This is a genomic window from Elusimicrobiota bacterium, from assembly GCA_016218575.1.
In the GTDB taxonomy this organism is placed as follows: Bacteria; Elusimicrobiota; Elusimicrobia; order UBA1565; family UBA9628; genus JACRDN01.
The window spans coordinates 1-19,376 of record JACRDN010000011.1; the positions used below are offsets into that span (position 1 = coordinate 1).

Genomic DNA, 19,376 nt, shown 5'->3' on the forward strand with positions numbered 1-19,376 from the left:
CGGCGCCGTAGTAATCATACCCTGCCCATTGCTCGTCCATGCCCTGTGCGTCAAGCAGGACCACCGTCCCCTCGCCCCGGGCCCTCTCGAAAAGCCGGGCGTAGGCCAAGGTCGGAAGCCCCCCGTAAGGCCCGTCGGCATGGCTCTGAACCGAGAGCGCCAAAGCCGGCACGTCCCCGGGCGACAGGGGACAGGCGATCAAGGAATGCCTGGTGCGCGCCAGCATCTTCTCGACCCAGGAGAGTTCGTCGTAACTCGGGTCTCCCGTGACGAAGGTGAAGGCCTTGACCGCGCCGCCGCCCCCTTGGGCCTCATGGACCAAGGCCAGGAGGAGCGCGGAGTCCAAGCCCGCGCTCAAGTTGACCCCGACCGGGACATCCGAGCGAAAGCGGAGCTTCACGCTCTCCTTCAACAGCCCCCAGTATTCTTCCCGCACCTCCTCCTCGGGCCTTTGGTCGAGCTCCGGCCCCAGACGCTCGGCGATGTCATACCAGCGGAAAATCCTGAGCCGCCCATCCTTCCAAGCGAGGCTTGAGCCGGGAGCCAGCGCTAGGATCCCGTCCCAGAAGGTGCGCTCGCCGTGATCGTAAAGCCCGCCCTTGAGGTACGCGGCCCAGGAGGCTTCGTCGGGCCTCTTGGGCGCCCCGGCCGCGTGGAGGGCCTTGATTTCGCTCGCGGCCAGAAGCTCGCCCCCGGCGCCCAAATGGTAATAAAGAGGCTTGACCCCGAAGCGGTCCCGGGCCGCGAACAGCGACTTTTCGCGGCTGTCCCAGATGAGGAAGGCGAACATCCCGATGAAGCGGTCAAGGCAGGCCGGACCCCAGCGCTCGTAAGCGGCCAAGACCACCTCGGTGTCGCTGCGGCTGCGGTAGGGGTAGCTCGAAAGCTCCCGGCGCAGCTCCAGGTAATTGTAGACCTCCCCGTTGAATGCGATTTGGTAGCGGCCGTCGGCGCTCGAGAGCGGCTGGCGGGCGCAGTCCGAGAGATCGATGACGGCCAGCCTCCCGTGCCCCAGCGCGGCCAGGCCCGCCTCGTCTTGGAACACGCCCTCGGCGTCGGGTCCTCGGTGGGCTTGGGCGCGGACCATGGCCCGGACCCTGTCAAGGCCGGCCGCCGGCCCGAAAATCCCCGAGATCGAGCACATCAGCCCAGCAGCTCCTCGGCCCTGCGCCAGTCATCCAGGTCGTCAAGGTTGACGGACTCCCGCGCCTCCACGGGATAGCCGACCAGGCGCTTGCCGAAAAGAGAATGCCCCTGCATCAGGACGTCGCGCCGCGTCACGTAGACCGAGCCCTCGCGGTGGAAGGCCGGGGGCAGGTCCTGCCGACGCGGGATGGGGGCTTCCTCGCCAGTGGACAGGCGCAGGAGGCCGCTTGCGTCTTGGAAATAGACCCAATGGGGGTTGTGCTCGTGGGGCACGGGAAGGACCGTGATCACGGCGTCGGCCTCGGAACGCGAGAGGGTCTCCACGCAGGCGTCTATGGTCCCGGCCCGCCTTAGGGGATTGGTGGGCTGAAGAAGGCACACCGCGTCGTAGCGCTCCCCCGCGGCCTCGACGAAGGCCACCGCGTGCCGGACCACGGCCAGCATGGGAGTCTCATCCGCGGCCAATTCGGCCGGCCTCGTGAAGGGCACTTCCAGGCCGCAGTCCCGGCAGAGGCCGGCGATCTCGGCGTCGTCGGTGCTGACGATCACGCGGCTGAGAGTCCGCGCCGCCAGCGCCGGACCGGCGGTGTGCGCGACTAGGGGCCTTCCGGCCAAAAGGCGGGCGTTCTTGCGGGGAATCCCCTTCGAGCCTCCCCGGGCGGGAACCACTCCCAGGACTTTCATCAATACGTAAGCCTTTTCTCGATGGTGAGCGGCAACTCGGCCAGGAAGCGGGCAATCCGCTCCCCAGCCTTGCCGTCCCCGTACAGCGGATTGGGAGGACAGCGGCCGTTCTTGATCTGGGCGCCTACGGCTTGGCCGATCTCCCGGCGGTCATAGCCCACCTCGACGACGTTGCTTCCCCTTTCCCGACCCTGCTGGCGGGAGCCGATGTCGACCACGGGGACCCCGAGATAGGAGCTTTCCCGGATGCCCACGCTCGAGTTTCCGACCAGACAGCTGCAGTGGTAAATAAGGCGCAGGAAATCCTGGGGGGCCATGTTCTTGAAGAAATGGATGTTCTCCGGGCGCTCGTTCTCGCGGAAGGAGCGGATCGCGTTGGAGGTCCCATCGGAGCCCGCATCCACGTTGGGCCAGAACCATAGCACCGGCATGCCGCAGCCCCGGGCGGCGTGGAGGGTCTCCTCGACGTGACCGCGGGCCAGGGCGTACTCCGTGGTAACGGGATGCTGGAGCACGACGAGGTAGCCCTTGGACAGGTCCCCCTTTTGCCCGACACCCCCGTATTTGGAGAAAGGATCGAAACCAAGCCCGTCGGAGGGCAATATCTCCGCCGCCAGATCCACCGAGGGGCAGCCGGTCACGAAAACGGATTCGGGCCTTTCGCCCATGCGCCGCACGCGCTCCGCCGCCATTTCCGTCGCCACGAAATGAAGGTCCGCGAGCTTGGTCACGGAGTGGCGCACCTTCTCGTCTATGGACCCGCTCACCTCGCCTCCCTGGACGTGGGCCACCGGTATGTTCATGTAGGAGGCGGCCACGGCCGTGGCCAAGGTCTCGTAGCGGTCGGCGATGGTCACGACCACGTCGGGAGAGAGGTTGTTGAACACCGTGCCCAATTCCAGGATGCCGAGGCCCGTGGTCTTGGCCATGGCTGCCAGGTTCTGCCCCTCCAGGACCATGTAGACCTTGGAGGCGATCGCAAAGCCGTCGCTTTCGATATAGCGCACGGCCGTGCCGTAGCGGTCCAGGAGGGCCGAGGCCGCCACGACGAGCTGGAGCTCGAGATCCGGGCGGGCTTGGATGGCCTTGAGCGCGGTCTTGATGCGGCTGTAGCTGGGCCGGGCCGTCACCACGACGCAGACCTTGCGCTTGCGGCTCACGCGAGGTCCCCGCGCTTGAGGAGCGCGTCGGCGGGCACGTCTTTCTTGAGGCGCCGGCCCAGCAGCCTCTCAAGCTCGGCGGCCGGTATCCCGGTCCCTGGTTTTTTCAAGGCCAGGTGCTCCCGCCGGAGGACCGCGCCCCGAGAGAGGCGTACCCGGGCCGCCACGCTTTTGGTAAACAACGGGCGAAGCCCCGCCGTTTTGCGGCTGAGCTCGTTCTTGGAGGCGCCCGATGCGTTCATAGCCTCGATGAAGCGCACCCCCTTGACAAGCTGGGACAGCTCTTGCGGAGTCAAGGATGCCGGGATGTCGGGGCCGAACATGTCGCGGCTTAAAGCCACGTGCACCTCCAGGGCCGAGCAGCCGAGCGCGGCCGCGGCGAGCCCCGGATAAACGGTGCCGGAGTGGTCGGATAGCCCCGCCTCGCAGCGGTAGCGCCGGCGGAAAAACTCGATGAGGCGCAGGCCCACGCTCTCGGGAGGGCAGGGGTAGAGGGAGGAGCACTGCATGAGGACCAGAGGAACTTTCGCCGCCTGGACTCTTTTGACCGCTTTGTCTATCTCCGCGAGCGCGCTCATCCCCGTGGAGGCCAGAACGGGCTTCTTGGATGCCAAAAGACGGTCTAAAAGCGGGGCGTTGGAAAGCTCCCCCGAGGCCACCTTCCAGGCCGGAACCCCGACGCGAAGGAGGAGCTCGGCGGCTTCCAGGGAAAAGGGGGAGCTCAAGAACAGGAGGTCCTTGTCGCGGGCGTGGCGCGCAAGCCCCCGCCACTGCTCCTCGCTGAATTCCATGCGCTTCCAGTAGTCGTAGCGGCTCTTGTCCTGAAAGCTGAAGCGCGCCCGCCAAGGTTCGGCGGGGGTGCTCTCCGCGGCGGCGATATGGGTCTGGAATTTGACCGCGTCGGCCCCGGCCGAGGCCACTGCGTCTATGAAGGCGTGGGCCATGCCGAGGCTGCCGTCATGGCTCTGGGCCACCTCGCCGATGATCAGGCAGTGCTCCCGAGAGAAGCGCCTGCCGCCTACCTTAAACACAGCGTAAGTATAGGGTGGGCCTCATCATAAGTCAAGCGCCGTCACCGGGGCCTCAGCATCACGGAAAGGCTCGAGGTACAGAGGTCTTCCGGAGCGTAGGCCCGAAACCCGCCGGAGAGGGGAAAGCCCGACGCCAAAACCTCGCGGGCCTGCTCGTCCACCTCGGTCCGCGCCTCGATGACCTGGAAAGAGAGCTCATCGAACAATCTCAGGTAGTCGCTGGCCCTCATGCGGTTGCAGTAGGCGAACTGGTTTCCGGCCAGGCGGGCCCATTCGGCCTCCTCGAAGCGCAGGAAATTGATCTTGCTGATGGACTTGTCCGTGTGTTGGAAGTGATCGGTCGGATCTATGCAATGGATGGCAGCGCCCCCCTCGGCCAGGACCCGGCGAGCCTCAAAGAATAGGGAGCGCAGGGCCGCGGGAGAGATGTGCTCGAGGACGGAGAGGGAAACGTGATAATCCAGGCTTTTGTCGGGGGCGGACAGGCGGGCGGCGTCGACGGGGGCCGCGTATTCTATTCCTGCCTCCTGAAGAAAGGCGGGAGGCTGGCCCCATAGCCGGGAGAGCAAGTCCATGCGGTCCTTCACCATGGCTGGATCGGCCGCCGATGCGCACAGGGGCTCCAGGGACTCCCTGTTTTGAACGATCCTTCCCAAGGCGCGGCGCGTGAGTTCCCAGTTAAGCCTGGGATGAGCATCCACGGTCAAAACCGCCCTCGCCCCCATGATGAAAAATCCGACCGGCATGGTCGGCTTGTGCCCGGTGCCGCACTCGAGGAAGGAGCGCCCCTCGATCGCCAGGCCCCGGGCCCGCATCCAGCGCGCCATCTCCACGGTCCTCAAAAATTGAGGGATCGGATCGGCGTCTAAGCGTCCGAAGCCCCTTTGCAGGGCCTCGTAGAGCGAGGGCCCCAAAGGCAGGGCGTCGCAAAGCCTCATGGCCAGGGCCTTAAGGCGCCAGTTCATGCCCCGCTTGACCTCCCGGTTCGAGAGGTTATACGATGAATGGCCGCGCCATGAACAAACGAATCGCCGACTGCCGTATCCATGAGACCGCCATGGTCATGGACTTCGTGAACCTCTACTCCTGCGAGATCGGCCCGGAGGCCTTCATCGGGCCATTCGTCGAGATCCAGAAAGAGGCCAAGGTCGGGGAGAAGAGCCGCATCAGCTCCCATAGCTTTGTCTGCCAGGGCGTGACCATAGGGAAGAACTGCTTCATCGGCCACGGGGTAATGTTCACCAACGACAAGTACGACTCCCCCTTTCCCAATCAAGGCGACGCCGTCCTGAGGCCCACCCGGGTGGGAGACCACGTGCGCATAGGCTCCAACGCCACCATCCTGCCCGTCTCCATCGGGGACCGCGCCGTCATCGGGGCCGGCGCGGTGGTCACCAAGGACGTGCCCGCCGGAGCCGTCGTGGCCGGCAATCCCGCCCGTCAAATCCGCGAGATCGCCTGATCAAGATCCTCGACTAGGTCCCGGGCGTCCTCGATGCCCACCGACAATCGGATGAGGCCGTCGGAGAGCCCCGAGCGCAGCCTCTCCTCCCGCGGGATGGAGCCGTGGGTCATGCTCGGGGGATGCCCGATCAAGGACTCGACCCCTCCCAGGCTCTCGGCCAAAGAGAAGACCTCGGTAAGGGAGGCCATGCGCATGGATTCCTCCAAGCCGGCCACAAGCTCGAAGGAGATCATGCCGCCGAAGCCCCTCATCTGGGCCTTGGCCAGCTCATGCCCGGGGTGGCCGGCCAGCCCCGGGTAGTGGACCCGGGCCACCTTCGGGTGACGGCTCAAGAACTCCGCCACCTCCTGGGCGTTGCGGCAATGCTTCTCCATGCGCAGGGGCAAGGTCTTGGTGCCGCGAAGGACCAAAAAGCAGTCCATGGGCCCGGGCACCGCCCCGACGGCGTTTTGGAGAAACTTGAGCCTCTCGAAAAGCTCCGGATCGTTGGTCGCGATCGCCCCCCCCACCACGTCGGAATGCCCGCCCAGATACTTCGTGGTGGAATGGACCGCCAAATCGGCCCCGAGCTCCAGGGGCCTCTGGAGAGCAGGAGTGGCGAAGGTGTTGTCTATGGCCACGCGGGCGCCCTTGCGGCGCGCGAGCCCGCAGACCGCGGCGATGTCGGTGATCTTGAGCATGGGATTGGAGGGGGTCTCGATCCATATCCAGCGGGTTTCCGGCCGGATCGCTCCCACCAGGGCCTTCAGGTCGGTCGCGTCCGCGAAGCTGAAGCGTATCCCAAAGCGCTCGAACACCTTGGTGAAGACCCGGTAGGTCCCCCCGTAGAGATCGTGGCAGGAGACCACGTGGTCTCCCGAGCTCAAGAGCTCCATCACCGTGGAGATGGCCGCCATCCCCGATGAAAAGCACAGACCGAAGCGCGCCCCCTCCAAGGCCGCGAGGTTGGCCTCCAGGGCCAGGCGCGTGGGGTTGACCGTGCGCGCGTAATCGAAGCCCTTGTGCTTGCCCGGGGCTTCCTGGGCATAGGTCGAGGTAAGGTACACCGGAGTCATCACGGCACCCGTGGTCGGATCGGGCCGCTGCCCGGCGTGGACCGCCTCGGTCGCGAAGCGATGCTTTTTGGCCGTTGAGCTCACCCTACGATTGCCTTCTCTTCTCGAGCTTGGCGGCCCGCGACTCCGCCTTGCCGCTGGCCTTGGTGCCCGGGAACTTCGAGGAAACCTCGCGGTACACCTCTATGGCCTTGTCCACGTCGTTCAAGTCCCCCTCGTATATCTCGGCCACGGAGTAGAGCTCCTGGGAGGCCTCGCGGTCGGCGGCGAAATCCTCGGCGATCTTGCGCCGGAGCTCGATCTCCATGTTGTAGTCCTTGAGGTCCTTGCGCGCGATGGCCGCCGCGCTCTGCAGGGCCTGGACGCCCTCGTGGGCGCGGAACTGCTCGGCCACGCGCTTGTAGGTCTCGATGGCCTCCAAGGGCCGCCCCAGCCTGTCGCGCTGCAGGCGCGCCATGTCCTGGAACGCCTTTAAGGCCCCCGGGGTCTTGGGGAAGAGCTTGACGATCCTTTGCTCCACCTCGACCGCGAGCTCGTACTGCCGGAGCTTCTCGCTGAAAAGCTGGGCCGTCTGCTCGAGAGCCGGCAGGACGTCGCCGCTCCCGGGGTACTTATCCACCAGCTCCTGGTAGGCCTCGATGGCTTTTTTGTAGTCCCGCAGGCGCTCCGCGTAGAGGCTGCCCATGGCGAACTGAGCCTTGGAGCGGTAGGGGCTGTCCTGATAAACCGACAAAAGCTTGCGGTAGGACAGGAGAGCCGCCGCGTACTTGGCGCTCCTCTCCTGGAGCTGGGCCAGGCTCCACTGCAGCTTGTCTAGCCCCGGATAGTCCTGGAAGCGCATCTGAAAGCGGCGGATCTCCAGGGCCGTGGGCTCGTACAGGGAGTCCTCCATCGAAGTGGAAAGCTTCTCCAGGAGCAGGGCCAGGCGCTCCGCCGCGGACTCGGCCTCGGGAGTCCTCACGAGCTCCCCGGCGGCAGGCTTGAGTTTGCGGTTGAGCCTCTTTTCGGCCAGGTCGAGAAAGGCGGATTTGGCCTGCAGGGACATCTTGGAGCCCGGATACTCGTGCAAGAGCTTCAGGAGGTCCACCATGGCGGGCTTGTAGTCGCCCTTCTTTTGGCGAAGGCTGGCCAGGATGAACAAGGCATCGGCCCGGTTCGGGCTGTCGGGGTGCTGCTCCACGAACACGTCCAGGTCCTCGATGGCCGCGTCGATGACCTCGACGCGCTCCTCGTCGGCGGTCTCCCGCAAAAACTTCCATTCGGCCTCGGCGTTGCGAACCATGGAAGAACCAACGGCGGGAAGCGCCGCGGCCGCCGCCGGAGCGGCGGCGGTCGAGGCCTGAGCTTCGGCGGGAGCCGACTCTTGAGCGTATAAATTAAAGCCGCCGCACAGGGCCAAGGCAAGAATCGCTGTTTTAGTCATATTTCTCTCCTTGAGAGCCGCCATTGCCGGCGAAGCGGGACACGGCGTTGAGGATATCGTACTTGGTAATGATATCATAGCGCCCTTTTGCGGCTTGAACGATGACCGCCGGTCTTTCTGGGCCGATGAGCTCCAGGATAGCTTCGACGCGGGCCTGGGGGCCGATGACGGGCAGGGGCTGGGCCATGACCTCGCGCACGATCATTTTCTTGATCTCACGCCCCTTGAGCATGAGGCTCAAGATGTCGTCCTCGAAAACGGAGCCCACCATCTTTGCGCCCTCGAACACGGGAAGCTGGGAAATGTCCTGCTTGCGCATGCGCCGCAGGGCCTCGAGCAAGGTGTCCCGGGGCTTCCCCATGACCAAGGAGCGCCTGGCTCCGCGCCGGTGCTTGGCGGCGAGAACGTCGCTGGCGTGGATGTGTATCTCTGCCTCGAAGTATTGGTGCTCGCGCATCCATTCCTCGTTGTATATCTTCGAGAGATAGCGCATTCCCGTGTCCGGCAGGAGGATGACCATAAGTTCCGAGGCGGAAAGCTTCTCCGCGTACTTGAGGCCCGCCCAGAGCGCGGCTCCGCTGGATCCCCCGCAGAAAAGCCCCTCGAGGCGGGCCATCCTGCGCGTGGCCAGGAAGCAGTCCCGATCCGTGACCTGCAGGACGTCGTCGAGGATTTTAAGATCCATGGTGGAGGAAAATATGTCCTCGCCGATGCCCTCGACCACGTACGGCCGGGCCTCCCCCACGCGGTTGTAATGGAACTTCTCGTAATAGAGGGATCCGACGGGGTCCGCCCCGATGATCTTGATCTTGGGATTCTTCTCTTTTAAGAATTTCCCCGTCCCGGAAATGGTCCCCCCCGTGCCCATGCCGGCCACGAAATGGGTCACCTTACCCTCGCTGTCCTGCCAAATCTCGGGGCCGGTGGCCAGGTAATGGGCCCGGGGATTCTGGGGATTCTCGTATTGGTTGGGGTAGAAGGCGTTGGGTATCTCCTTGGAGAGCTTGGCCGCCACAGAATAATAGCTGCGCGGATCCTCCGGAGCCACCACCGTGGGGCAGACGATGACCTCGGCCCCCAAGGCCTTGAGGAAATTGATCTTTTCTCGGGACTGCTTGTCCGTGATGGTGAAGATCAGTTTGTAGCCGCGCAGCGCCGCTACCAAAGCGAGCCCGATGCCGGTGTTCCCGGAAGTCCCTTCGATAATGGTGCCTCCGGGCTTAAGCAGCCCCCGCTTCTCGGCGTCGTCGATCATGGTGACCGCGATGCGGTCCTTGACCGAACCGCCTGGATTGAAGAATTCCGCCTTGACATAGACCTTGGGCTTGAGCCCGTGCGTGATGCGGTTTAAGCGGATGAGCGGGGTATTGCCGATGGCGTCTAGGATGTTTTCGTAGCGCATTTTTTTCTCCAGTGATTTGGTGACAGTTACCGAACTTCTAGAAGTTCGGTAACTGTCACCAAATCACCTCTCTTCTGCCGCTCAAGGCATGATGCAAGGTGCGTTCGTCTATATAATCCAAATCGCCTCCCATGGGCACGCCATGAGCGATGCGGCTCATCTTCACGGTGGGATGCGCCCTGAGCAGCTCCGCGATGTACAAGGCCGTGGCCTCGCCTTCCGTATCGGGGTCTGTGGCCAAAATGACCTCACTTGCCTGGGGGGCGCGGCGTCCCAAGCGCTCCAGCAATTCCTTGATGCGCAGGCGCTCCGGCCCTACGCCGTCCAAAGGGGAAAGGGAGCCGTGCAGAACATGGTATAAACCCGAATAACCGCGCGAGCGCTCGATGGCGGCCACGTCCTGGGGCTCCTCGACCACGCAGATGAGGCTCGAATCCCGGCTGGAATCAGAGCAAGTCCGGCAAAGCTCGGCCTCGGCCAGATCATAGCATTCCCGGCAGTAGCGGATAGAGGACTTGGCCTGTCTCAGGGCCGAGATCAAGGTCTCTACCTCCACCTCGGGCGCGCGCAAAAGGAATAAAGCCATGCGCTCGGCCTGCTTGGGCCCGATGCCGGGCAGGCGCTTAAGGCTCGTGATCAGGCGCTGGAAGCTCTTCATTGGGGCTTTTTGACGACGCGAACCTTCCCGCCCAGGATTTCCTGGGCCTTCTGGAGGGGGCCCGCCGCGGGGGCGGCCTGAGCCTCGGTGACGTCTTTCCAAACTTGGCCTGGCGGAGCTGCCGGCTCCGGAGCTCCGGAAGACAGGTTCCCATCCACAACCTCGCTTAGCCCGGCTGTGGACTTGCCTCCCAGTTCAAACTCCAAACGCACGGGATGCCCCAAGATTGTGGCCAATTTGTCCACAATCATGGTCATGCTCCTTTTGGCCTGGTCCAAATCAAAAGAGCGGTCAAAGAAGATTTTGCAGCTCTGCCCCGCGCAGACCAAGCGGGCCTTGCCTAGGGTGGCGGCCAAGGCGGCCTTCTCCTGCATGAGGGCCTCGAGGACTTGCGGCCAAGCATCCTCGGCGGCATGGCGTATCGCGGCCTGGGTCGCGGCCGCAACTCGAGCCTGAGCAGGCGCGGGCTGGGACGGCAGCTCGACCGGGGGGGCCTTAAACGAGGCCCCCCCGGATGACAGCCTGCGCTCCAAGCCCTCCAAGCGCTCCACCCATTGGGAGAGATCCATGGCCGCGTCCAGGCAGCTGAACAGACCCACCTCCAAGGCCAAGCGAGGGGAATCCGACAGCCGCAGCTCCTCCAAAATCCGGTTCACGCGCCTGAGAAGGAAGGCCAGGGCCTCGGCGCTCAAGGCTTGGGCATCCTCCCTCAAGAGAGGGGCCGGCTCCATGGGGATCCCGCGCTTCTCCAAATGGACTTCCTGCAGGGCCCCGCGCAGGTCCCGCAGCAGTTGGGCCGGCTCGAGCCCTTCCTCATAAATCTGGCTCAGGCACTGGCCCAAGGCCTGTGCGTTCTTTTGGAACAGGGCTCGAGCCAGGCCCGCCAGCATCTCCTCGGGAATAAAGCCGAACATCTCGCGCACCATGACCTTGCTGATGCGCCCTTCCTGCGCGCAATGGCATTGGTCGAGCAGGCTCACGGCGTCGCGCAGAGACCCTTCCGCGCTGCGGGCCAAAAGCCCCAGGGCCTCCGGCTCGATGTCTATCTTCTCGCTCTTGGCCAGGGCGCCCAAGTGGACGGACAAGACCTCGGAGGGGACCGGTCGGAAGCGGAACCGCTGACAGCGGGAAACGATGGTGCCCGGAACCTTCGCCGACTCCGTCGTGGCCAGGATGAACACCACGTGGGAGGGGGGCTCCTCGAGCGTCTTCAAAAGCGCGTTGAAGGCCGCCCCAGAGAGCATGTGCGCCTCGTCTATGATGAAGATCTTGAAGCGGTCTCGGCTGGGCGCCAGGCCCACGGTGTCTAGAATGACTTGGCGGACATGATCCACTCCGGTATGCGAGGCCGCGTCCATCTCCAAGACGTCGAGGCAGCTCGAAAGGGCGATTTCCCGGCAGGGGTCGCAGGTCCCGCACGGCTCGGGCGTGGGCCCCTTGGCGCAGTTGAGGGCCTTGGCGAGGATCCGGGCCATGGTGGTCTTGCCCACGCCCCGCGGGCCCGTGAAGAGATATGCGTGGGCCCAGCGCTTGGAGGCCAGGGAGTTCCTGATCGTTTGGGAAACGGCCGGCTGTCCGAGGACTTGCTCGAATCCCTGGGGGCGGTATTTGCGGGCTAAGACCAAATAGGACGGATTCTTCATGGAACGGACCGGCTACAGGATATCACTAGCCGCTCGAACTGTCAAATTGCATCGGCGATGATGGCCGCGACCTTCTCGCAGAGCTGGGCCACCGAGAACTCTCCCTCGACGCGCCGGCGGTTGGCCTGGCCGAGCGTGGCGCGCAGCTCCGGATCTCGGACCAATTCGAGGATCCTATCGGCCAGGGCACGAGCGTCGCCTATGGGAGCCAGATATTTGAAATTCTCCGGCCCCACCGCCTCGCGGATGCCCCAGGCGTCGCTTCCCGCGACCGCCAGCCCTGCGGCCATGGCCTCCAGAATGCCGTTGGGCACGCCCTCCCAATCCTCGTACTTGTTGGTGAGCACCGCCAGGTCCGAGGCCGCGAGAAGGCCGGGCACGTCCGTGACCTGGCCCAGGAACTTGGCATGACCCCGCAGGCCCAAGTCGAAAGCCAAGGCCTTGGCGGCCAGATGGGTTTTCGAAAAGGCCCCGGCCAGGGCCAGCACGGCCTGCCGGCCCTCCTTGCCCAGCTCGTCAACCACGACTCGCCAAGCTCTCAGGAGCGTCGCGTGGTCCTTGCCGCCGTAAAAGTTGGCGATCATGCAGGCGACGAAGCACTCCTTTCCCGCCCCCAAGCGCTCGCGCCATTGGGCGCGGCCCTCCCGGGGCGGCGCGAGCTCGATGCCGTTGCGTACGACGCTGACCTTCTCCGGGGCCACTCCCAGGCCCTTCGATAAGAACTCGGCGGCGTGGCTGGAATTGGAGATGAAGCGCGGGGTCCAGCGCAGGGCCACGGGCTCGAGCCGCGGCCTTTGCCCCTGGTGGGCCCCGTTGCGTTGGTTCCAAATGAAAAGCCGCGCCCCGCTCCAGCGCCAGGCCAGGCCGCAAGCCACGTTGCTTTCGAGGAGATAGGCGAAGATGATGTCCGTCTTGGCCCACCGGATTCGCCAAGCCAGCTTCACGGCGGCCGACAGATAGGAAAAGGTCTGCAGGTACGGCTGGCGGGTGAGCCCTAAATTCACGAAGCGCCAGGGGATGCCCTGCTCCCGGGCCGAGCGAACGGCAAGCCCCTCCTGCAGAATCGGAGGGGACCAGAACTCGACTTGCGCCCCGTAATCCGAGGCCAGGCGCCGGCCCAGGAGCAAAGCCTGCCTCTCCGCCCCCCCGAGCTCCCCGTGGGCCATGACGAACACTATCTTCTTGCCGCGCAAGTCTGCGCTCATGGCACCCTCTTGCGATCGCTGTCAAGCCACGCGTCCAGGAAAAATAGGGCCCAGAGCATGGGGCTCAAATCGTGGGGAGCCCCGTGGCTTGAGATCACGGCCGAGACGGTCTTGGGCTCGAGGTACTCGTAAATCCCCGAGCGCCCAGCCGCGAGCCGCGCCTCGAGCTCCGCGCGCAGAGCCCCGCCGGGCAGAAACCAGCGCGCCACCGGGGCCGTGAAGCCTTGTTTGGGGCGATTGATGAAGGAGTCCGGGAAGTGCCGCGCCAGCGCCCTCTTGAGCGGGAGCTTGCCCTCCCACGCGCCATCGGCGTTCCGGGTCATGACGAACTCGGGGGGGATGGCCGCGGCGAACTCAACAACCCGCAAATCAATCAGGGGGGTGCGCACTTCCAATCCGTGGATCATGCTCGCGACGTCCACCTTGGCCAAGATGTCGTTGGGAAGATAGGTCCGGTAGTCGAGGTAGCGGGCCCGGCTGATCGGGGGATAGCCGCGCGAGCGCTCAAAGGCAGCCTCGAAGGCGTCCCCCGGGCCGCCCGCCGCCCAACGATGTTCGGGCCTCCACAGGTTGCGCCGGACATGGGCGGGCAGGCATGATACCCTCTGCCGCCAACTCTCCAAGGTGGCCGGCCTCTCCTCGGCGTCGGGAGCGTAAACCGAGGAGAGCATTTTCTCGGCCATGGGCCGCAAAAGCCTTTTCCAAAGGGGTCGGCGGGGCTTGTCGGGGTAAACCCATCTCATCCAAGACTTGTAGCTGGGATACCCTCCCAAGGCCTCGTCGCCGCCGTCCCCGGAAAGCACCATGGGGACAAATTGCCGGGCCAGGCGCGAGACGTAAAAGGTCGGAATGGCCGAGCTGTCGGCGAAAGGCTCCCCGTAATGCTCGATGAGCCTGGGCAGGACGCTCAAGGAGTCGGGCTTGACCACTTCCACGTGGTGCTCGGTCTTCCAGCGCCGGGAGGCCTCTTGCGCGTAGGCGAGCTCGTCGCACTCCGACTCCTCAAAACCAATGGAGAAGGTGTGCACCGGTGCCGCAAGCTCCCGGGCCATGAGCCCTACCACGAAAGAGGAGTCGAGGCCCCCCGATAGGAAGGCCCCGAAAGGCACGTCCGAGACCAGGTGAGCCTTCACCGAATCGCGCGCCGCGGCCTCCAGGCCCTCGGCCCATTCATCCAAGGAAAGACCGGAGCGGGGCTTGAACTCCAAGGACCAGTACTCCCTCGGCCCCAAGCTCGAGCCGTCGAAGCCGACGGTCAAGCGATGCGCCGGGGGAAGCTTGGCCACCCCCCGGTAAATGGTCCGCGGGGCCGGAATGTAGCCCACCGACAAATACTGATCCAAGGCCTCGAGGTCGAGCTCCCTTGGAAAATCCTCGAGCAGCCTCAGGGCCTGCAGTTCCGAGGCGAAGGCCAGGCGGCCTTTGTTGATTGTGTAATAGAGGGGCTTGATGCCGAAATGGTCGCGGGCGAGGAAAACCGTCTTGCGCCGCCAATCCGCCAGGGCAAAGGCGAACATGCCCCTAAAACGCTCGACGCAGGCCTCCCCCCATTGCTCCCAGCCGTGCACGATAACCTCGGTGTCGGACTGGGTCCTGAAAACGTGACCTCGGACCTCGAGCTCCGCTCGGAGCTCCTTGAAGTTGTATATCTCTCCGTTGAACGTCACGCCCACCTGGCCGTCCTCGTTGAACATGGGCTGCCTGCCCGTCTCGAGGTCGATGATGGAAAGGCGCCTGTGCCCGAGCCCCACCGGTCCACGCCTCTCCAGGCCCTGCCCGTCCGGGCCGCGGTGGGCCAGGCGCTTGACCATGGGCAGGAGAACCCCCTCGCCCACGGGCCTGCCGTCAAAGTTGATGATGCCGGCTATCCCGCACATATCTGGCGTCACTCCTCTCGGTGCCTGGCACCGCTGTAGCAGGAAATATCTCCGCCATAGGCGGACAGCTCTCTCTCCATCCCGCGGAACTTGAAGCGGTACCATCCGGCCAAAAAATCGTCGAACAATTTCCCCAGCCGCTCCCCGGCGCGGCCCCAGCGCGATATCGCGGCCCGGATTCTTTTGCGCCTCGGACGGGGGAACAGCCCGAGGGAGTCCCGATAGTCCCGGATCACCATGGCGCGGTAATCCCTCTCCCAGCGGGCGACGTGGCCCTCGGGAAAGCGCTCCTTGAACTCCGGGGAGCGCATGAGCCAGGCGGCCCGGGCCCCGATGTCGAGCAAATGCCTGGGATCGCGGCGCGCCGAATGAGCGAGGCTTCCAGGGAGGAGCCTCCAATGCATGAGCACCTGGGGGATATAGCAAGCTCCGTGCTTCAAGGCGATGGCCCTCATCGCGAAGGTGTCCGACCAAGAGCCGAGCTCCGGTCTAAATCCCCCGACCTCGAGCAGGGCCTCGCGCTTGAACACCGCGGCGCAGGCGAGTGAATGGGTGGCGAGCTCTACGTCCAGGCATTCCTTTAAGAATGTCTGGGGATCAGCGAAAATTTCCTGCTGCCAGAGGCGCACCCCCAGTTCGCCCCCTTCGATGATCTTGCCGTTAGGATCCATGGCCTGATATTTCCCGAACACGATCCCGGCCTGCGGATGCCTCGCCGCGGACGCCATCGCCCTCTCGAAAAGGCCGGGGGCGATCCGGTCGTCGCAGGCCGGGCCGTATATGTAGTCCCCCCGAGCCATCTCCAAAAGCCTGTTGCCGTTGACGGTGGTCCCTTGATTGCGCGGGTTCTGGATGAATCGGATCAGCGGATTTCTCGCGGCGAATTCCCGTATGATCCGCGCGCTGTCGTCCTTGGAGGCGTCGTCGATGATGATGATTTCAAGAGGCTGGAAGGATTGCTCCAGCACCGCCCGCAAGGCCTCCGGCAAGTAGCGGGAATGGTTGAAATTGGACATGAGCACCGAGAGAGTCAAAGGCATGTTCAAGCTCTTAGGCTCGCCAGGAACCGAGCGATCTCGGCAGGGCTCGATGAGTCCGGCCCCCAGGAGGCGAACTCCGTTCCCTCCTTGACGTAGGGCCCCTCGAGCACCTCGGTGTAGACGGCTGAATCGGAAAGGGGCTCTATGACGTGCCAATAGTCGCTTAAGAACCGGCAGACGCAGGGCTTGCCGCTGGCGGGGTCCCCCAGCTCGGTTTTCGAGAGCAGCCTTCCGTCCTCGTCAAAAATCGCCCACAAGAGCTCTCCTTCGATCACTTGGTAGAATTTGCTTTTCCCCTTCTGCCGGTGGGGGCCCACGTAGGAGCCCCGAGCCACGGCGATGATCATCACTTGGACCTTGTCGTCGTGGCTTTTATGCAGGCAAAAACGGGCCCGCTTGAGAGCCTCCCGGCCGGCCTCCTGCTTGAGCCGGGACAATTCCTCCGGGGTCACGGCCGCGAATTCGCGGTTGAAGTAGATCGCTTTCGACATGGCTTAGGGCCTTAGTCCGCTCCCTCGAAAAAACGGTCTATCAAGCCGCAGACTCGCGACACATCCGATCGGCTCAATTTTTCATGGGCGGGAAGGCAGAGAAGCCGGCCCGCCAGGCGCTTGGCGTTTGGAAATTCGCCTTTGGCTCCTCTCCGATAGGCCGGCTGCTCTGGCATCAAGTAGGGATCGCGGACCCTGGCCTCGACCCCGCGCGCCTCCAGGAAGGCCTTGAGCCTGTCGCGCTCCGGCGTCCGGATGGTGTAGGTATAATAGCAGTCTTGCTCTTTGGAAGACTGCCTGGGAGTGCCTACCTTGCCTTTCAGTCTCTCATCATACCAGGCCGCGATTTTCCTGCGCTTGGCGATGATCGCGTCCACGTCCCCGAGACGGGCCAGGAGGAGCGCCGCCTGCAAAGTATCCAGGCGTCCGTTGAGGCTGGGCTCCAGGCAAGTCTCGCGGTTGACCATGCCGTTGTAGCGCAGGACCCCCAGGCGCTCAGCTATATCGGCGCGGTCCGTGAGCACTATTCCGGCCTCCCCGCAGGCCGCGAAGACCTTCATGGGATTTAAGCTAAAGCAAGCCGCGTCCCCGAAAGACCCTGCGGGGCGGCCCCCTCGGCGGGCCCCGAAGGCCTGTGAGGCGTCCTCTATGAGCGCGAGCCCCCTGGCCCTGGCGATGCGAGAGAGATCCTCCATGGCGCAGATCTTCCCCGTGTAATGAACCGGCATGAGGACCTTGGTCCTGGGGGTGATCAACCGCTCCGCGCTGGAGGGTGAGATGTTGAGATCATCCCCGATGTCCGCGAAAACGGGGCGGGCTCCGGCCATGGCCACCGCGTTGGCCGTGGCGATCCAGGAAAGGGCGGGAATGATCACCTCGTCGCCGGGGCCGACCCCGAAGGTCTTGAGGGTGAAGAGCAGGGCGTCGGTTCCGGATGAGACCCCGACCGCGAATTTGCGGCCGCAGCGGGCCGCCACGCGCTTTTCCAGCTCCGCGACCTCCGGTCCCAGCAGGAAAACGCCGTGCCGGAACACCCGGGAAACGGCCTCCAGGAGCCGTTTGCGGGCGCGAGGGTCCTGAATCCTTAAATCCATGAAGCGGATGGTCTTGCGCGGCATGGCTAAAGCTTAACCCTGTCCAAATCGCCGTCTCCCTTGGTGATGTACCACCGGCCAAAATCCGCGTCTCTTGCATTGCGGTGAGGCGGGGCGTCGATAGCGGAGACGATTTCATCGGCCCGATGAAGGGGACGGAACAAGTAAGGAATGGGCCTCCCCCGAAAAGAATCCCTTCCCATGAAGCCCAAGTCCTCCAATCGCCCTCCGACCTCCCCTGAAAAGCAAAAAAAATCCAGGATCACGGCATTCTCCCGGCGGCCATCCTCAAGGATAGCCGACAAAGCGTTTTTTCGCCACTCATCCCAGGCCCACCACTCCAGGATACGGATCGCGCTTTCCCGGCGCCCCGTGATCGTCTCGACGCGGTAGACGGCGAACTGCCCGCCCGCTCCGCGAAGCATTCGGTAGGAATGCCTAGGGATGTCCGCGTACCTCCAGTTGAGGAAACGCCCGGTCCGTCTCACCCAGCCGTCCACGGTTTTGAAGCCCCGAGGCAAGAACTCCTCTTCATCGGCGAAGCGCCCGACCCGATCCACCAATCCCCCGGACGCCGACAGGGAGCCCAAGCGCCGGGCGCTCTCCCTCAAGGCTCGTTTGTCCGCGCCGTCGCGGATTTCGAAAAGCTCGGCGGCCTTCTCGGCGTCCAAGACCCCGACCCAGCGTGGGAAGCAGTCCAGGATCGGTATTTTTAAAGCCTCGTAGATCCGCGCGGCCTCTTGGGTGATCCCCAGCATGAAGCGGCAGTCGTGACCCTCCATGACCTTGGATAGAAGGCCCAAAGCCGCGCCGTCTCGGTTCAGGCTGTGCCAATTCATGAGCCAACAGCCCCCATGGACCACGCCGCCGTGGCGCACCTCGAGGGGAACGTAGCCCAGGAAGCTCGAGATGTCCCCGTTCTTCCTCTGGACCCATAGGGTGTAGTCCCCCTCCGCGTTGAAGGGCGAGTTCCGAAATTGCCACTCGAAGTAGTCCCGCTCCTGCAGCCGGGGATTGTGGGCGTAGATCCCCTTGAACAATTCCATCAGGGGGGCGACGTCCCCCTCCCGGCACCTTTCAATGCTCAAGCCTAACCCCGCCCCAGCGCCTTGTACACCGAGACCTCGGTGGTGCCGTATTTCTGAAGGAAGACGACGCCGGGAAACAGCGCTCTCATCTTGTCGAGAGTGGCCTGGGGCATGGCCTCCCCGAGCCCGCCTTCTGCATGAGCTTGTCCGCCTCCCAGAAAAACAGGAACGTCCCGACCACGTTCGTGGCCAGGATTTTCTGGGCCGAGCTCACCGGCGTCAGGACGACATGGTTCATGGACGCGATCCTTAATCAAAGGTGACGAACGAATGATCCCCGCTGTATCCGCATTGCTTGAAAATCCACTCCCATTCGCGGGGAGTGTGAAAGGCCCTGCAAGTCAACTGCCAATAAAGCAGGTTGGCCTTCTGCCTTTCATTCTCGTAGGTTTCCACCACGATGTATTTCTTGTCCTTGCCGACTCTTTCGATCTCCTTGAGGGCCTTGCAGAGCGCGTAATTATACAGGTTATGCAGCGTATTGATGGACAGAACGAGGTCGAAGGATGCGTCCTCGTAGGGTAGTTGGGCCGCGTCGCCCTGGCGCAGGAAGGGCTTGACCTCCTCCTTGGCGTGTTCGATGGCATACGGGGAAACGTCGAGGCCGGCCACCTCCACCCCCGGCGCGGCCTGAGTTAATTCGTAGAGGAGGAAGGCCTTGCCGCAGCCGACGTCCAGGATCCTGTCCCCGCGCTTGAGCCCGTAATGCCGGGCCATCTGCGCTGCAACCGCCCTCCATCGCCCATCGTAGCGGAATCCCCCGTAACCGTAGCGCCGGTCCCCGTCCCAATACTCGTAACCGTAGCGCAGGGCCACCTCGGCGCACTCGGCCTTGTCGCAGGACGTGGCGCGCTCCAGGTAATTGCGCTTGGTCGCCGTATGAATCTTGCCGATGAAATCGATGAGAGCCATCA

18 protein-coding genes are annotated in these 19,376 nt (G+C 64.1%); 1 reads left to right on the forward strand and 17 read right to left on the reverse strand.

All coding sequences use genetic code 11. The features are described from left to right. The 5 genes from asnB (HY921_02675) to HY921_02695 all read right to left on the reverse strand — a co-directional run. Positions 1-1,144 (reverse strand): asparagine synthase (glutamine-hydrolyzing) (asnB, locus tag HY921_02675; protein MBI5629772.1); only part of this gene is annotated, 1,144 nt, incomplete at its 3' end. Further along, a complete protein-coding gene (locus HY921_02680; GenBank protein MBI5629773.1) occupies positions 1,144-1,830 on the reverse strand; it encodes an acylneuraminate cytidylyltransferase family protein in 687 nt (228 codons plus the stop codon). The genes HY921_02680 and asnB (HY921_02675), both read right to left, overlap by 1 nt. Next, positions 1,830-2,990, reverse strand: a complete 1,161-nt coding sequence (neuC, locus tag HY921_02685) for a UDP-N-acetylglucosamine 2-epimerase (hydrolyzing) (GenBank protein ID MBI5629774.1) — start codon at positions 2,988-2,990, stop codon at positions 1,830-1,832. Before neuC ends, HY921_02680 begins: the two co-directional genes overlap by 1 nt. Then, positions 2,987-3,934 carry an N-acetylneuraminate synthase family protein gene (locus HY921_02690; GenBank protein ID MBI5629775.1) on the reverse strand — a complete coding sequence of 316 codons (948 nt, stop codon included), beginning with the start codon at positions 3,932-3,934 and terminating at the stop codon, positions 2,987-2,989. The genes neuC and HY921_02690 overlap by 4 nt, the downstream gene beginning before the upstream one ends. Before the next feature lie 128 nt (positions 3,935-4,062). Continuing rightward, a complete protein-coding gene (locus tag HY921_02695) occupies positions 4,063-4,986 on the reverse strand; it encodes a class I SAM-dependent methyltransferase (GenBank protein ID MBI5629776.1) in 924 nt (307 codons plus the stop codon). Between the two features lie 35 nt (positions 4,987-5,021). Between HY921_02695 and HY921_02700 the strand changes: the two genes are divergently transcribed. After that, complete coding sequence (locus HY921_02700) at positions 5,022-5,483, forward strand: N-acetyltransferase (GenBank protein MBI5629777.1); 462 nt, start codon at positions 5,022-5,024, stop codon at positions 5,481-5,483. Here HY921_02700 and HY921_02705 read toward each other — a convergent pair. The 12 genes from HY921_02705 to HY921_02760 all read right to left on the reverse strand — a co-directional run bounded on the left by HY921_02705 (position 5,462) and on the right by HY921_02760 (position 19,374). Continuing rightward, positions 5,462-6,625, reverse strand: a complete 1,164-nt coding sequence (locus tag HY921_02705; GenBank protein MBI5629778.1) for a cystathionine gamma-synthase — start codon at positions 6,623-6,625, stop codon at positions 5,462-5,464. The two genes, HY921_02700 and HY921_02705, sit on opposite strands and share 22 nt — an antisense overlap. 1 nt (position 6,626) lies before the next feature. Continuing rightward, a complete protein-coding gene (locus tag HY921_02710; GenBank protein ID MBI5629779.1) occupies positions 6,627-7,964 on the reverse strand; it encodes a tetratricopeptide repeat protein in 1,338 nt (445 codons plus the stop codon). After that, on the reverse strand, positions 7,957-9,366 hold the full coding sequence (locus HY921_02715) for a pyridoxal-phosphate dependent enzyme (protein ID MBI5629780.1): 1,410 nt from the start codon (positions 9,364-9,366) through the stop codon (positions 7,957-7,959). Before HY921_02715 ends, HY921_02710 begins: the two co-directional genes overlap by 8 nt. 55 nt (positions 9,367-9,421) lie before the next feature. Further along, positions 9,422-10,024 carry a recombination protein RecR gene (gene recR, locus HY921_02720; protein MBI5629781.1) on the reverse strand — a complete coding sequence of 201 codons (603 nt, stop codon included), beginning with the start codon at positions 10,022-10,024 and terminating at the stop codon, positions 9,422-9,424. After that, on the reverse strand, positions 10,021-11,667 hold the full coding sequence (gene dnaX / locus HY921_02725) for a DNA polymerase III subunit gamma/tau (protein MBI5629782.1): 1,647 nt from the start codon (positions 11,665-11,667) through the stop codon (positions 10,021-10,023). The genes recR and dnaX overlap by 4 nt, the downstream gene beginning before the upstream one ends. A gap of 41 nt (positions 11,668-11,708) precedes the next feature. After that, entirely contained in the window at positions 11,709-12,872 is a 1,164-nt protein-coding gene (locus HY921_02730) for a glycosyltransferase (protein ID MBI5629783.1), read from the reverse strand. Then, positions 12,869-14,749, reverse strand: a complete 1,881-nt coding sequence (asnB, locus tag HY921_02735) for an asparagine synthase (glutamine-hydrolyzing) (GenBank protein MBI5629784.1) — start codon at positions 14,747-14,749, stop codon at positions 12,869-12,871. Before asnB (HY921_02735) ends, HY921_02730 begins: the two co-directional genes overlap by 4 nt. 8 nt (positions 14,750-14,757) lie before the next feature. Next, on the reverse strand, positions 14,758-15,795 hold the full coding sequence (locus tag HY921_02740; GenBank protein ID MBI5629785.1) for a glycosyltransferase family 2 protein: 1,038 nt from the start codon (positions 15,793-15,795) through the stop codon (positions 14,758-14,760). Continuing rightward, positions 15,792-16,280: a cupin fold metalloprotein, WbuC family gene (locus tag HY921_02745; protein ID MBI5629786.1), complete on the reverse strand. Its 489-nt coding sequence runs from the start codon at positions 16,278-16,280 to the stop codon at positions 15,792-15,794. Before HY921_02745 ends, HY921_02740 begins: the two co-directional genes overlap by 4 nt. Before the next feature lie 11 nt (positions 16,281-16,291). Next, the gene (locus tag HY921_02750; GenBank protein ID MBI5629787.1) at positions 16,292-17,398 is read right to left on the reverse strand and encodes a DegT/DnrJ/EryC1/StrS family aminotransferase; all 1,107 of its coding nucleotides are present in this window, start codon (positions 17,396-17,398) and stop codon (positions 16,292-16,294) included. A gap of 2 nt (positions 17,399-17,400) precedes the next feature. Then, entirely contained in the window at positions 17,401-18,462 is a 1,062-nt protein-coding gene (locus HY921_02755; protein MBI5629788.1) for a hypothetical protein, read from the reverse strand. Positions 18,463-18,711: 249 nt separating this feature from the next. Next, the gene (locus HY921_02760) at positions 18,712-19,374 is read right to left on the reverse strand and encodes a class I SAM-dependent methyltransferase (protein ID MBI5629789.1); all 663 of its coding nucleotides are present in this window, start codon (positions 19,372-19,374) and stop codon (positions 18,712-18,714) included. Positions 19,375-19,376 lie beyond the last annotated feature (2 nt).

Coding starts and splice junctions, on each gene's coding strand:
- HY921_02760 (MBI5629789.1), bottom strand. CDS start 19,374: ATGGCTCTCATCGATTTCATCGGCAAGATTCATACGGCGACCAAGCGC.
- HY921_02680 (MBI5629773.1), bottom strand. CDS start 1,830: ATGAAAGTCCTGGGAGTGGTTCCCGCCCGGGGAGGCTCGAAGGGGATT.
- HY921_02690 (MBI5629775.1), bottom strand. CDS start 3,934: ATGGCCCACGCCTTCATAGACGCAGTGGCCTCGGCCGGGGCCGACGCG.
- dnaX (MBI5629782.1), bottom strand. CDS start 11,667: ATGAAGAATCCGTCCTATTTGGTCTTAGCCCGCAAATACCGCCCCCAG.
- recR (MBI5629781.1), bottom strand. CDS start 10,024: ATGAAGAGCTTCCAGCGCCTGATCACGAGCCTTAAGCGCCTGCCCGGC.
- asnB (MBI5629784.1), bottom strand. CDS start 14,749: ATGTGCGGGATAGCCGGCATCATCAACTTTGACGGCAGGCCCGTGGGC.
- HY921_02745 (MBI5629786.1), bottom strand. CDS start 16,280: ATGTCGAAAGCGATCTACTTCAACCGCGAATTCGCGGCCGTGACCCCG.
- HY921_02730 (MBI5629783.1), bottom strand. CDS start 12,872: ATGAGCGCAGACTTGCGCGGCAAGAAGATAGTGTTCGTCATGGCCCAC.
- HY921_02750 (MBI5629787.1), bottom strand. CDS start 17,398: ATGCCGCGCAAGACCATCCGCTTCATGGATTTAAGGATTCAGGACCCT.
- HY921_02695 (MBI5629776.1), bottom strand. CDS start 4,986: ATGAACTGGCGCCTTAAGGCCCTGGCCATGAGGCTTTGCGACGCCCTG.
- HY921_02710 (MBI5629779.1), bottom strand. CDS start 7,964: ATGACTAAAACAGCGATTCTTGCCTTGGCCCTGTGCGGCGGCTTTAAT.
- HY921_02715 (MBI5629780.1), bottom strand. CDS start 9,366: ATGCGCTACGAAAACATCCTAGACGCCATCGGCAATACCCCGCTCATC.
- HY921_02700 (MBI5629777.1), top strand. CDS start 5,022: ATGAATGGCCGCGCCATGAACAAACGAATCGCCGACTGCCGTATCCAT.